Genomic DNA, 12,671 nt, shown 5'->3' with positions numbered 1-12,671 from the left:
TAATCTTGGAATTAATGATAAAATTCATTTACTGTTTCTTTTTCAATATCTACCCATTTTTTGTATCCGGCCTCGTTTAAGTGTACTCCGTCATTTGTTAGGCCTTTAGCAAGATAACCCAAATCATCCACAAATTCTGAATAAAAATCAATCAAGGCAAAATACCCTTTTTTACTCTCCTTATTAATTACCTTATTCACCTTCAATATATCTTCCTTTAGAAAATCTCTTCGGGTTGGCATAACCGTTCTTACGTAAATTTTTGTGTTTGGCAATCGATTATGCAGTGTCTTTGCTATTTTCGTAATATTCTTTCCAACATAATGGGCAGAAGGTATTATTTTATCGTATTTCATTCCTTTGGTGTCTTCTTTATAATGTATGTTGAACAAATCATTTATTCCAATTAAAATAAATATGGCTTTTGGTTTGTAATAAACAATTTCATCCAATCTTTTTAAAACCCCGTCAGTTACATCACCAGCTATACCTCTGTTTTTAATATTGGAGCCTCCAAATCTCTCGCTCCAATCACCGCCTTGTTGAGTTATACTATTTCCTATAAAAAAAACACATCCAGATGTGGGAATATCATTTTTAAAAACATTAATTCGTTTTCGATAGTTTTTAACAGTCCATTCATTATGGTACCTAGTTACTATTTCTGCGGTTGGAAAAAGATTGGCTGGTCTTTCCTCTTCAAAATTGTTTTGTTGAGAATATACACAGGAACAGACAAACAAAGATATAACTATAAGGACGCTTGGTTTCATTTTTATCGTACTTGCAATTTAATAAAAAACGACTATTGCATAGTTTTCGAGAAAGTAAATAATAAATATTTAGTTATTGCCAATCTTAGTTTCATTTGGCAGTTTATATGGCATAGAGTTACTTCCAGAAGTGTTTAAAACAAAGTAATCGAGCAATACTCCAGGATCTATCATGTAAATTTTTAGTGTTTGTTTGCCTTTGGTTGACAATGGAACTGTTATCTGTTTTGAAGCTTTGTTTCTCAGTACATTTTGTTTCCATTCTGGACTTCTTCCTTTAGTTTTGAAACCAACTATTTCAATGAGGTTGTTGTTCCACTGTATAGCAATCCTAACATCTCCATCGGTGTTCAAAGGGTGTGTTGGTATAGCTGTAAGGTTAAGCAGTGCAGTATCATTTAGCGTTTCGGTAAAAAACTCATATTTCAATACTGGCGCTTTTTCATGATTTAATATTGAAGCGGCACTTAAAGGCAGAGCTTGCATGACTGCCTTAGAATGCCCCAGGCCTTCCAGCCTCTTCCAGTTAAGTGTGTCTGAAGATGTGTTTTCCGAGAAATTTTCGGCATAAACAACAGCAAAACCATTTTTTTCTACAATATCGGTAGGATTTAAACCATCATAGCTTTTGGATATTAAAATTTGAACAGATTCTTCAGAAGAACCTTTTTGAATGGTGAATGAACCTGAGTTAGGCTCACCAGCTTTTTTCCAGTTATCCCAATTAATGGAAACATAAATTCTATCTTCCAGATAGTCTTTTGAAATATTAAAATTACCCGAAGTTTTAGTTACCTCTAACCAATTAGGAAGATGTTTGATTTGCCATGTATCTTCTTTCGCGTTTTTCTCTAAAAAAATATCGATAAAGTATTTTATTGAATCATTAACATAAAATGTGGGTAGGCGTTTCAACCCTTCAGACGTTTTAAGTGTATCTTCAATTGAAATTCCAATAGTTTGATCTGATTCCGGCCACTTGAGTTCAATTTCTGGATTGTCAAAAACTGGAAGGGTTCTGGGTTTCATATCCATTATGCCATTCCATTTTCCTTCTGATAATTCATTGTATTGTCTAGTTAATACCTCAATATTTTGGTAAGCTGTTTTGGACAATTCTTTATATTTTTCTGCACTTAGTCTACCTTGTTTTGCATAAGCCAATGCTTTATCACGATACAGAAATTTTTTATTGATGTTTGAGGCACCTTTTATAGGATACGCAACTAATTGTGTGAATGTAGATTTTAAATTATCTGACAATTGATCTTCAATGGCTTCAATTTCATTTTCTAAAAGGTTGAATTCAGCAATACGTTTTTCAATTTCATCTGCATTGTAAAAAGCATTATAATCTGTGTTGGAAATTTGTGTTGTTGGTTCTGTTTGGCTCCAACCCATAAATTCTGGACGACGCTCAAATGCCAATTGATAATAATCTGTTTTAATTTCAGCCATGGTTTTGCCATGCTCTTCACCAAATATTTTGGAAAAAAATGCTTGTTGATGCTCTTTTATAGATTCAGAATTCTCAAACTTTGAAGCATCGTAAGCTATATCTAAAAACAGTTGGATATCATATTCCAAGGGTTTAATGTCACCTACATTTAAAATCCAAATGTTCTTGTTGTTAAGATTGTAGGCCTTAATCATTTCTTCCCATATGAGGTAGGGATTTGTAGAACCCAACCATAGGTAATCGTGTGGCCTTCCCCAATAGGATGCATGATAATAAACGCCACTACCACCAGAACGTTTTTGCTCTTCGGCATTGCTTAACGATTTAATGTATCCGTAGTTGTCATCAGTCCAAACAAGTGTAACATCTTCAGGAACCTCAAGACCATTTTTATATAAATCCAATACTTCTTTGTAAACGGTAAAGGCTTGGGGAATTTTTGAAATGTCTTGATTAATATGCTTTTTTAACATTTCCCTTTGGTCTTTTAAAATCCCGTCCAATAAACCAACAGCTTCATCTTTGCTATTTACACCTTCCATGCCACTATCGTGAACACCACGCATGCCCATAGTATAAATAGCATCAATATTTTTAGCTTCTTCAACCCTGTTCTCCCAATAGCTGTAAATGGTATTTTTATTTGTTTTGTAATTAAAATCGCCATGTTTCTCTTTGCTCCACTCATCTACATTATTTCTTAGCATAGGCTCGGCATGCGACGTTCCAACAACAATATTGTAAGCCTGCGCCACTTGAATATTGTTTGGATAATGGAAAAAGGCTTTAGTACTTGGGTGCATAGCCGGCCAAATGGTATTAGCATTTAGGCGCAAAAGAAGCTCAAAAATTTTGGCGTAGGTTTTTGGCCCAATGTCACCTGTTTCGGGTTCAAAAGTTTTTGCAGCCCATGGCTGTAAGCCCCAATCTTCATCATTTAAAAAAATCCCCCTGTATTTTACTGTAGGTTCTTTACTGTATAAATCTGCTTGGGCCAAAGTCAGTTCCTCTTGTTTTTCAATAGGCACATCAGCCCACCAATACCAAGGAGATACACCCATTTGTTTTGATAGATTAAAAACACCATAAGCTGTGCCTCTTGGATCTGTTCCTGCAACAACAAAAGCCTTCTCTATTTTATCGTTTGGATTTAAAATAGTTTTGTAGCAATAACTTTCCCATTGATTTTTAAAATTTGAATTAATCTCAGCTTTTTCAAAAAAATGACCTACCAAGTCTGATTCAATACCACCTATTACTATAACATTGCCTTTGGCATCATTAATATTGGAAATAACTTCTGGACGATAACCTGTAATTTTAAAAACATCATCTGCAAACAGGTAAGCTGTTATAGAATCCAAATCACCCATAGTCTTGTTATATAAAATAACCGACTTATTAGTTGAGGTAAAAATCTCAAATGTGTCTTTACTGGGTTTATTGGCGTGAACGTCTTTACAAGAATTTAATGCTAAAAAAGAAATTAATAGCAAAAAACAAAATTTGTCTTTCATTTAATCTTTAAGTTTAGTTGTAACTTTTAAAATAAGCATTAAGTAAGGTAGTTAAATGGGGTTTTATGGTTTATGATGGCGCATACTTTTGGCAATGAACATATATATTTGGCTAATTTAAAACTTTAATGACCAAAAAGAGATTTGCTAATACAAATCTCTTTCATTAAACTAAAACTAAGTAAATGGAGACATATTACAAGCCTCCAATATTTTATTGCACAATGTGCTATTTTAAATTTGTTCTTTATAACAACCAACAGAAGTTAGCAGTTATGTTTAGCTGGCTTTATCAAAATTAATCAAACTTCAAGTTTTGTTTTTATAATATAGTCCCAAAAAATGTAGAATTCTGTTGAATACTGATATTTTTACGTATTCCGTTTAAGAATATTTTCAACTATAAATGATTAAGTAATTGATTTAGGTAATCTTTAAATACAAATAAAAAGGTGCGTGAATTAAATTCACGCACCTTTTAATGGATTACTATCTAAATAAACTACTTACTAAATTTTTACTTCAATAATAACTTGAAAGATTTTTGACCTTCTGAAGTTTTAACTGTACCTACATAAAGGCCAGATCTAAATTCAAAACTTTCGTCAGCATTAACTTTGAAAGACTTAACCAAAGCCCCAGTTATACTGTAAATATTTACTTCTGATGGCAACGTAACGTTGCTAACAAGTATTCTGTTACCAATAGCTTTAACGTTTGTTGAAACTCTAGAGCTGATATCGTCAACACTAGCAGTTGCAGAGGCATATAGGATAGTGTCAGTTCCGTCAAATTCAATTACAATGGCCTTACCAGCAGCAGGAACGATTAAACCACCATCAACTAAACTTTGAAGTTGAAATCTGTAATCTACCGCAGGTATGGTTAAAACACCTTCATCTACATTTAATTTACTACCAAAATCACCATTAATAGATATATCATAAGCATTGATATTACCACTATTAAGGTTTATAATACCATAGCTAGAAAATTGTGGGTAAGCCCCAAGTCTCAAAGTTGCGCTCTCAACAACTAATGTTCCACCGTTAATGTCGATAGTTGCATTTTGTCTTTCAGATACCGAAAAGTTATTGGCTACTCTAAATTCACAACCAGCATTAATTGTGTAAAAAGCTGGTGCACCAGTACTGCTACTTCCAATCCATGCACTTCTTCTTACATTAACCACTGCCCCGTTCTCAATACTTACATTTGCCCCACCTAAATAGTGGTCTGGGCTAGAGTAAGGTGAACGCGCAAATACTACTGATGATTGAATAGTAAATGAAGCACCAGGACGAACAACATAAGTTCCTAATGTATCAATAGTAGCGTCGTTTAAAATACAAGGATTTGCGGTATCAATATCACAACGTGTGTAGATGCTATTCGCAGAATCATATACTGGTACTGAAAAAAATTCCCAGTTAAGCCCATTTGAGAAATTAGTGTCTTCAGCACCTGTCCATTTTTCACTTGTTCCGAGTTGTGCATTTACGCTATTAAAAGCAAAAACCAATGCCAATGTTAAAATTGCGTTTTTAAGTAATGTTTGTTTCATTGTTTAAATATTTATTTGTTAGTATATAATTGATTCTTAATTTTTAAAACATTAAATTTGATATTACGACCTTTAAATTGAGTAAGCCTATTACACAAATTGTGTTTTTCAAAATTACTGCACAAGCAGTTTTATGGCATGATATAGTAATCCAAAAAAATGTAGAAAACAGTATTTTATCCATACCACCATTTGCTATGTTTTATGCTTTTCTAATTTTTGACGAATTGTATGCTCTGTGTTCCTAAATCTCATTCATGTCAGGATGCCACAGGATAATCCAACAAGGTCCGTTAATTAATTTTGTAATTAGTTTATATGATGATTAATATGAGGAACGGCTGGTGTTTATTGTTTTTTTCAATAAGTCTATTTTTAAATGCTCAAAACCTTCAGATTGAAAAACTGAATGTCACTAACGGATTGCCCGATAATTCGATTAGAAAGATTATTCAAGACGACAAAGGTTATCTGTGGTTCGGTACATTAAATGGGCTTAGCAAATATGATGGCAATAATTTTAAAAACTATTACGCAATACCTGGAGACACAACAAGCCTTTCAAATAGTAGAATAGAATCTATGTTTGAAGACAAAAAAGGCTTTGTTTGGTGCTGGTCAGACAACTATAATTTACAGAGAATAAACCCAATCACAAACAAAGTTACGGACATTAAAAGAACCTTGTTTGACAATAAAATCGATATCATTTATTTTAGACCAGTTTCTAATGGCGATATTTGGGTTTGGGGTAATTTTGGATATGCCAAAATTGAATATACCGATGGCACAAATTTAAAGGCCACTTTGTTTAATAATCACAACGAAATTCATTTTTTATATGAAGGATTTGATAGAGATATCTGGATAGGAACTGAAAAAGGATTAGTTAAAATAGACACAAACGATAAGGTAGCCATAAACTATAAAGATAAAAGCTTTATCTCGTTCAATAAATTTGAAAACAAATTATGGTTTGGAACTGATTCTGGTGAGATTGCCCAATACTCAAAGAACAACAATAAATTTACCTTAACACCCCTTGAATCTATTGATGAAAAATTTACAGGTAGCCCAATATATGCCATAAACCAAGTTAATGTAAACAGGGTACTTTTTTTAACAGAAAATAGGCTTTTGGATTTAGACATCAATAAAAATTCCATTTCTAATGTTTATAACTCTGGCTTTAAAAGTTTCGACAGGTTTTTAAACGACTCTTATAACAACACTTGGATAGTTTTTAAACAAACAAGAGGTATTTACAGATATTCCATTGAACATAAGGAAATACAATATTATTCGCTAAACTCTAAAGAACGTAATTTTTTAGGAGACCCTGATAAACACCAAATTTTAGAAGACAGCAACAAAGATATTTGGGTTGGCATTCATGGAGGTGGACTATTTCTGTATAATAGAAATGATAATGAATTTATAAACTATAGGGCAGATGAAGAAAAAATTGAAAGCATATCCTCAGATATTGTATTAAGTCTTTTTGAAGACTCATCAAAAAACCTATGGGTTGGAACCATGTACGGCGGTTTGAACAAAATCAATCTTACTAAAGAGGATTTCATTTGGCACCACCCATTAAATACAACCACAAACCCCTATGAAAATGAAATTAGAACGGTGGCAGAGACCCAATCTGGAAATCTCTGGTTGGGAAGTAAGGGTGGAAAAATATTTTTCTATGAAAATAATTTACTAAAGCACACATTTCCGGATGACCTAAAGGGCAAGAACAAGGAAATTTTAAGCGATTTAAATGTGTATAGTTTGTTTATAGACCACGATGAAAATCTTTGGATTGGCACTAAAGGAAAAGGCTTGTTTGTAATTAAGAACATTAACAATACAAATATTGACGCATTGGAGGTTATGCCCTACAAGATAGGGTCTTTACAAAAAATCTATGCCATCACACAAGATAGTTACAACAATTATTGGATTGGGTCTCATGGTAATGGTTTGGGGGTTATTAAAAATCCATTTAAAAACCCAAAACATTTAATATATAACACTGAGTTAGTGAGTAATTATATCAGGTATTTATTTACAGATAGTGACAATAATTTATGGATTGCAACTAATGAGGGCATAAACTTACTTACCAGTGACCAATTAAATGCTGAAAACAGAAGTTTTATACCAATAAAGCATATTAAAGAAAACAAATCCTCTCTGAGTTTCAATGCTGTAGACCATATTTTTCAGGCATCAAACAATACTTTTTTTGTATCTACAATGGGGGGCGGTGTAAACATTTTGGATTACCCTAATTTTAAAAACAGAAATTTTGAATGGCAAAAATTAGACGTTTCAAATGGCTTGTCTTCAAATAAAGTGTTTTCAGTTCAAGAAGACCGTGATAACAATATTTGGATTTGCAATAGCTTGGGTGTAGACAAGTATTATGCAGACACAGGTAGAATTGACAATTTTTTAAACGAGAAGAATTTAAGCACCAGCTATTTTTCCGAAGGCTGTTCTGCTACACTGAAAAATGGCAATTTATTGTTTGGAAATCATAAAGGGTTTATCACTTTTAATCCAAGGCAAATTGAAAAAGATACCACAGCTTATCCTATAGTATTGTCTAAACTTATTGTTAATGGCAATGAACAAATACCCAATAAATCTGGTTTAATTAAGCACAATATAGAATATGAAGAAGGTATAAAGCTTGCATACAATCAAAACAATATTGAATTTAATTTTTCTGTTCTGGATTTTAAAAACCCGAACAAAAACAAGTATTCCTATAAGCTTGAAAATTACGACGACAACTGGAGCACACCATTGGCAAACAATAAGGCTATTTACCAAAATTTGCCCCATGGAGATTATACTTTCTTGTTAAAAGCCACAAATAGTGACGGAGTAATGCTATCAGAAACCAAAGAGTTTAATGTTACGATAACACCTCCTTTTTTTAAATCTACCGTAGGTTATTTAACTGAGGCCATTTTGCTTGGCATTATGTTTTTTGGTTTTCTTTATTTGTATAAAAGGCAACTATCGGCAAAACAAGAGATTGCTTTCTCTAATAGATTGAATGATAAAAAGTTAGAATATTACACAAATATTTCTCATGAATTTAAAACCCCGCTCACTTTAATTTCCTGTCATTTGCAGGACATTTTGAATAATGACAACATTTCAACCGAAGAAATAAAATCTCTAAATGGCGAAATTCAAAAAAACAGTTCCTATTTGTTAAATTTAGTTGAGCAAATTCTGGATTTTAGAAAAATTAGAGAAGATAAAATGAAGCTTCTTCTAATAAACACAGACCTTAATGACTTTATAAAAGATATACATTCCCAATTTCTTCCTTTAGCCAATAAAAATGGCGTGAATTTAAATTTAGATATCCCAGATAAAAGTATTTATGGAGATGTTGACATAAGGGTATTAAAGAAAATTGTTTACAATTTAATGTCAAATGCCATAAAGTTTACCCCGTCTGGAAAAACCGTTCAAATTATCCTAAAACCTATTGATGACAACAAACGAATTGAACTTAAAATTAAAGACGAGGGCGTTGGTATTGCTAAAAAAGACCAAAAACAATTATTTGAGCGCTTCCATAAAAGTGCAAATAGTTCAGGGCTTGGTTTAGCCTATGTTAAAGAACTTGTAGACACACATAAAGGTTTAATTACCTTGGAAAGTGAATTGAATACCGGAACTTGTTTTACTATAGAGTTGCCAATAACTAAAGCCCATTTTTCCGAAAATGAAATAGAATTGGATGACTATACTTCTATTGACAGCTTGACAGAAGCACAGCCAAATGACCCTGAAGAGGCTTATGAGGCAACAGAGAAAGAGGCTGGCATTGCCGATTCTATTTTAATAATTGAAGACAGCAATGATATGCGCCTGTATTTGGAAAAAAAGTTTAAATACTTTTCCAAAGTATTCACTGCCAAAAATGGCAAAGAAGGTGTTGAACTGGCTATAAAAGAAATTCCAGGAATCATTATTTGTGATTTAATGATGCCGGTTATGGATGGTATTGAGGTTGTAGAAACACTAAGGGATAATTTTAACACATGCCACATCCCAATTATACTTCTTACAGCAAACTCATCACAGCAAAAGAAACTTGAAGGCATTAAAACAGGAGCCGATGATTACATCAACAAACCTTTTGATATAAATCATTTAAAGGTTAAGGTCGATGCCCTAATAGCCCAAAGAAAAAAAATAATTGATAGTTTTAGCAAAAATCCTGAGTTGTCCATTGAAATTTTAACAGATGATGAAGAAAACAAAAACTTCGTTAAAAGTTTAAAGAAAGTCATAGAAGATAGTATGGGCGAGGCTAATTTCTCAATAGATTCCACAGCTGCAAAACTTGGGCTGAGCCGGTCTCTTTTCTACACAAAAATGAAAGAAGTTACGGGAGGCACGCCTAATGAATTTATCAAAACCGTTCAATTAAAAAAGGCAGCCCGATTACTTGAAGAAACCAACTATCCAATTCCGGAAATTAGTTTAATTTGTGGGTTTAACGATCATAGATATTTTGCTAAAATATTTAAAAGCTACTTCAATAAAACACCAAAACAATATCAATTAGACCGTAAAAAAAATAAGGTTAAAAAAGAGTATCAACAAAATTAGCTTGGTAACTGGATTTTAAATCATCTTTGCTTCATCAAAAAACTGTTCTTAAACCAAAGAACAGTCTATTAACTTTTTGAAAATAAGGTAGTCCGACTGTTTTCTACATTTATTTGGATTATCCAATCCGCTTTAACTAAATGTCGTACTTAATTTTGAAAAAAGATTGCCCTATTTGGGTTTATTAGACTTTTATGTTTACCAACAAAAACTAATTTATTGATGATACATATTACCCAAAATAACCATGACAAAAGGGTTTGCTATGGTTTCTGTGATGCTAGTTTTCTTGTAAGGAAAATGACATTCCTCTTGTTTATTTTAATTTTTTCAATTTCATACGCCCAAACTGGACGGCAAATGGAAGCCTTAGATCGTGGCGTATTGGCAATTAGGCCAAGTAGTGGTAGTAATCAGGTTTTGGTAAGCTGGCGAATTCTGGGAACTGAATATGCCCTACCAGATGTTGCTTTTAATGTTTACAGGGGCTCCGACTTGTTAAATCCTTTAAACCCAACACCAATTACCGGCGCAACCAATTATGTTGACACAACGGCAGATGATTCAACTACATACAGCGTTTCTGCTGTTATTAGTGGGCAAGAGAAGGAACTTTCAGAGCCTGTTGGTTTATGGACCGATATTTATAAATTGGTTCCGTTAACTGCAAAACCCCCAAGTGGTGTAACTCCTACAGGAAGTTCATACGATTATGATGCGAACGATGCTTCGGTTGGTGATTTGGATGGTGACGGGCAATATGAAATTGTGTTAAAATGGATGCCTTCAAACTCTAAAGATAATTCCCAAAGTGGCTATACGGGAAACACCTATTTACAAGGATTGGAGTTGGACGGTACGGTTATGTGGACCATAGATTTAGGCATCAACATTAGGTCTGGCGCACATTACACCCAATTTATGGTATATGATCTTGATGGAGATGGAAAAGCCGAAGTGGCCTGTAAAACTTCTACTGGCACCACTGATGGCGTTGGGAATATTATTGGTAATGACCCAAACCCGCCTAGCTACAGAAACCGCAATGGCTATGTTCTTGTAGGGCCTGAATATTTCAGTATTTTTAATGGTGAAACCGGTGCTTTTATTGTTAAAGAAGAACCGTACTATCCGCCCAGAGGAAACGTAAGTGATTGGGGAGATAGTTATGGCAATAGGGTAGATAGATTTTTAGCCTGTATAGCCTATTTGGATGGCGTACACCCGAGTTTAGTTTTTACCAGGGGCTATTATACTCGAACAGTAATGGCTGCTTACGACTTTAGAAACGGCCAATTAGTAGAACATAACAACCCTGGCGAACCAGCAACTACCAGATGGGTATTTGATTCAGATATTGAAGGCAGCCAATATGAAACCCAAGGAAACCACAGTTTGGCGGTAGGAGACGTTGATGGAGATGGAAAAGATGAAATTGTTTTCGGTTCTTTAATTGTTGATGATGATGGTTCTCCTTATAATTCCACAGGATATGCCCATGGTGATGCAGCCCATTTAGGTGATTTTGACCCCACCTCACCTGGGTTAGAATATTTTACTTGTCACGAGGCTGCGGGTTACAATGCCCATACTATTTTAAATGAAAATGCAAATGGATTTGGTGATTTGTGGACGAGTATAAATCCTAGAGTGGATTTTAAACACTTGAATTTAAACACTATATCTTGGCAATTAAATCAGACATCTGGCACTGCAGATATAGGGCGTTGCCTAGTCGCCGATATTGATGAAACAAGTCCGGGTGCTGAAGCATGGGCCGCAGATGGAGCTGGAATTCGTAAAATTGATGGGACACAGCTCACAGCATCATACCCTATATCAAGTGGTAGCAGCCAGTCTATAAACATGGCCGCTTGGTATGACGGTGACGTATTAAGAGAATTGGTTGACCAAACGGTCATATCAAAATGGAATGCCGCGACCCAAACTACTGGTCGGGCGCTTACTGCTTATGATTACGATAGATTAAGTTTAAGTAGTAATAATTCAACTAAATCCACTCCTTGCTTAATAGCCGATATACTTGGAGATTGGCGCGAAGAAATCATTTGGCGAAATAGTGACAGTAATTATTTGGCCATTTTTTCTTCCAATAGCCTACCAACTGAACGCATTTATACCTTAATGCATGACCCTGTTTACCGCAATAGCATAGCTTGGCAAAATGTGGCATACAATCAACCGGCCCATACTGGCTTCTTTCTAGGTTGGGATATGGATCCAGCACCAGTGCCAGATATCTATCTGCAAGAAACGTTATCGGTAAATGACATTGGATTAAATAATGATTTTAAAATAAAAGTTTACCCCAACCCATCTAATGGTGAGATTTTCTTAGAAGGAATAGACCAAGGTAAGGTTTCAATTTATAACACCATTGGTAAATTGGTGTTCAAAGCTGACCTTTCTAATTCTAAAACTATGAATTTAAGAGGTAATCCTCCTGGCTTGTATCTGGTTAAAGTTAACCACGAAAATATGGTAAAAACATTCAAGGTTATTTTAAAATAGTCTTACACTATAAATTAAAAGAAGTTAACATGTTATGTGAATTTATAGAGATAAAGTAGCCAGATAGCATTTTAAACGTTCCCAGAATTCAAGGCTATTTTCAAACTTTTAATATATAAAATTCATGACTAGTTTAAAACAAACAACAAACGCTCAATATTAACAACAAAATAACAACAAACTAA

The 12,671-nt window shown here is 33.9% G+C and carries 5 protein-coding genes; 2 read left to right on the top strand and 3 right to left on the bottom strand.

Annotated elements, in window-relative coordinates; all coding sequences use genetic code 11:
* Window positions 1-11: 11 nt before the first annotated feature.
* From WJN01_RS14060 to WJN01_RS14050, 3 genes are all read right to left on the bottom strand, one after another.
* On the bottom strand, window positions 12-773 hold the full coding sequence (locus tag WJN01_RS14060) for a GDSL-type esterase/lipase family protein (protein WP_445197796.1): 762 nt from the start codon (window positions 771-773) through the stop codon (window positions 12-14).
* A gap of 69 nt (window positions 774-842) precedes the next feature.
* The gene (locus tag WJN01_RS14055) at window positions 843-3,749 is read right to left on the bottom strand and encodes a glycosyl hydrolase 115 family protein (protein WP_445197795.1); all 2,907 of its coding nucleotides are present in this window, start codon (window positions 3,747-3,749) and stop codon (window positions 843-845) included.
* Window positions 3,750-4,266: 517 nt separating this feature from the next.
* Window positions 4,267-5,313, bottom strand: coding sequence for a T9SS type A sorting domain-containing protein (locus tag WJN01_RS14050; protein ID WP_445197794.1), 1,047 nt, complete (start codon window positions 5,311-5,313; stop codon window positions 4,267-4,269).
* 318 nt (window positions 5,314-5,631) lie between these two features.
* Here WJN01_RS14050 and WJN01_RS14045 point away from each other — a divergent pair, with 318 nt between their 5' ends.
* On the top strand, window positions 5,632-9,954 hold the full coding sequence (locus WJN01_RS14045) for a hybrid sensor histidine kinase/response regulator transcription factor (protein ID WP_445197793.1): 4,323 nt from the start codon (window positions 5,632-5,634) through the stop codon (window positions 9,952-9,954).
* Window positions 9,955-10,314: 360 nt separating this feature from the next.
* Window positions 10,315-12,486 (top strand): rhamnogalacturonan lyase family protein, encoded by a 2,172-nt coding sequence (locus WJN01_RS14040; protein ID WP_445197792.1) that lies wholly within the window; start codon window positions 10,315-10,317, stop codon window positions 12,484-12,486.
* Window positions 12,487-12,671: the final 185 nt, after the last annotated feature.

Origin of the sequence: Tamlana sedimenti (genome assembly GCF_038148895.1) — a bacterium.
GTDB lineage: Bacteria > Bacteroidota > Bacteroidia > Flavobacteriales > Flavobacteriaceae > Tamlana.
This window is presented reverse-complemented; position numbering and strand designations above follow the sequence as displayed.

What these genes read in the sequence shown, in the direction of transcription:
- WJN01_RS14050 (WP_445197794.1), bottom strand. Translation starts at nt 5,313, where the DNA reads ATGAAACAAACATTACTTAAAAACGCAATTTTAACATTGGCATTGGTT.
- WJN01_RS14045 (WP_445197793.1), top strand. Translation starts at nt 5,632, where the DNA reads ATGATGATTAATATGAGGAACGGCTGGTGTTTATTGTTTTTTTCAATA.
- WJN01_RS14055 (WP_445197795.1), bottom strand. Translation starts at nt 3,749, where the DNA reads ATGAAAGACAAATTTTGTTTTTTGCTATTAATTTCTTTTTTAGCATTA.
- WJN01_RS14060 (WP_445197796.1), bottom strand. Translation starts at nt 773, where the DNA reads ATGAAACCAAGCGTCCTTATAGTTATATCTTTGTTTGTCTGTTCCTGT.
- WJN01_RS14040 (WP_445197792.1), top strand. Translation starts at nt 10,315, where the DNA reads ATGGAAGCCTTAGATCGTGGCGTATTGGCAATTAGGCCAAGTAGTGGT.